At 36.8% G+C, this 1,847-nt stretch carries 1 protein-coding gene; it reads right to left on the reverse strand.

From position 1 onward, the window contains the following. Positions 1 to 154: 154 nt before the first annotated feature. The gene (locus BM294_RS15610) at positions 155 to 1,747 is read right to left on the reverse strand and encodes a transposase (protein WP_091210006.1); all 1,593 of its coding nucleotides are present in this window, start codon (positions 1,745 to 1,747) and stop codon (positions 155 to 157) included. Between the last annotated feature and the right edge of the window lie 100 nt (positions 1,748 to 1,847).

Genomic DNA, 1,847 nt, shown 5'->3' on the forward strand with positions numbered 1-1,847 from the left:
ATGAGTCGCCCGACAAATGGACGTTTATATCACATCCATTTTCGATATATTGTTCCTTGAAAACTTAATACACTATCTTTTTTATAAAAAATACGATTTCAGATGCACATGCGTACCTAAAATCAGAGGATTATTAGCATCCTATTTCCATTCCTTATGCTAATTGGACACACTTATCCAAGCTAACCATATATTTGATTAGCTTAATCGTATTTAGTGCTGCAACTTTAAAACCGAAGAAATGCCTATTCCTTATCAGACCTCTTACAGGCATTTTATCAGCATTATGCCTTTTCCTTAATGATGCCGGAATCGTTTCTACACCATTCCTGAATCGAGCATGTTTTTTGAACTCCTCAGTTTTATAAAAGCGCTGTTGTTCAGCATGATATGCGGCTTTTTTAGCTAACTTAAGTGTCGCAACCCTCACATGCATCTGTGGGTTGCACTCAGAAAAATGCGGGCAGTTCTTACATGTATTAATTGGAAATGATGCTTTACATTTACCATCATTCTTATTGTATACATTGGATTTGGGTTTGTTTCCCGCGGGACACATTAGTATTTCTTTTCCGTCTTCCGAGAAAATAAAATCCGCATATATATCTGCAACATCCGCACCTTTCAAGTCAGTAGTGATAAGTGTGATATTCTTTTCTTTTGCTGATTTAACATTTTCATAACCGCAATATCCCCCATCTGTCACCATTGTGATAGGGGTATCAGATTTTGGACATGAAGCTAAATAATCCTTGAGAAATTGACTATCACTATAAATATTTTGTTCAAACTGATAGTCCGAAATCACAGAATTATTTCCATCTGATGTCTCTACGACATTAGCAATATAACCTCGGTTTTCCTTGCCGGCCTTAGATCTGAATGTCGCGTCCGGATCCGCTGGATTCTGTAGTATTTTGGAGTCCATCCCGGATTGTTTGTTTTTAAGTATCAGGTTTCCATCATTGTCTTTGTCAGTCTGTTCCTTGATAACACGTATAAGTAATTGATATTCACTACTATCATCATACCTGCTTCCGCAAGCAGAAATGATCAGAGCTGCATCTTTCAATACACGGGATAGTTTGCTGTCATTATCTTCACTACGATTGTGATATAAAACTCTATTATGATCATCTTTTTCAATATAGTGTTTTAGGGGTTCCGGGAAGCAATCATCATTTGATCGTTCCATACACTTTGCAAGATTGGCAACACATGTGTAAAGAAGTTCAAGACGACTCATCTTTTTGATGTTGGCAGCAATCATGAGTGAGTCCATGCGTCTCATACCTGTATTTAAACTCATCATCTTTGAAATTTGAGATGAAAGCTTAACAATACATTGATGAATAAGGTCAATACCTGTTTGCTCTTCATAAGCACTGCATCTGGCTCTGAATCTACCAAAAGTTCTATCGTTTAGCGGTTGCTCCTCAAAGCTTGTAGTATGCAACGCGTATTTATAACGAACATCAAAAGGAAGAGTTTCAACCATCTCTTCATCTGTTAGCTGAAACATCTCCTTTATAATAAGAGCACCTATAATTACGTTAATCGGAGTGTTACGGCGTGAAGGCTGATCACTGTACAATACTCGGAAAGGCTCTTCATCTATAGCTGGAAAAATATTTTCAGAAAAAAATTTAGCCCATGATTTTTCAAGCATTTTTACTTCTCTTTGGGTTAAATTAGAAGTAGAATCAAACAAGCTGATTTGCTGAGATGAATTTGTTGCAAATGACATAAACTATACCTCCAACAGATCCTATCTCTATTATACTATTTAGAAAAGGTAATGTATTAGGTTTTTAAGGTTCTAGCGCCCCATTTGTCGGGCGACTCAT

The organism is Oribacterium sp. WCC10, assembly GCF_900113415.1.
GTDB lineage: Bacteria > Bacillota > Clostridia > Lachnospirales > Lachnospiraceae > Oribacterium.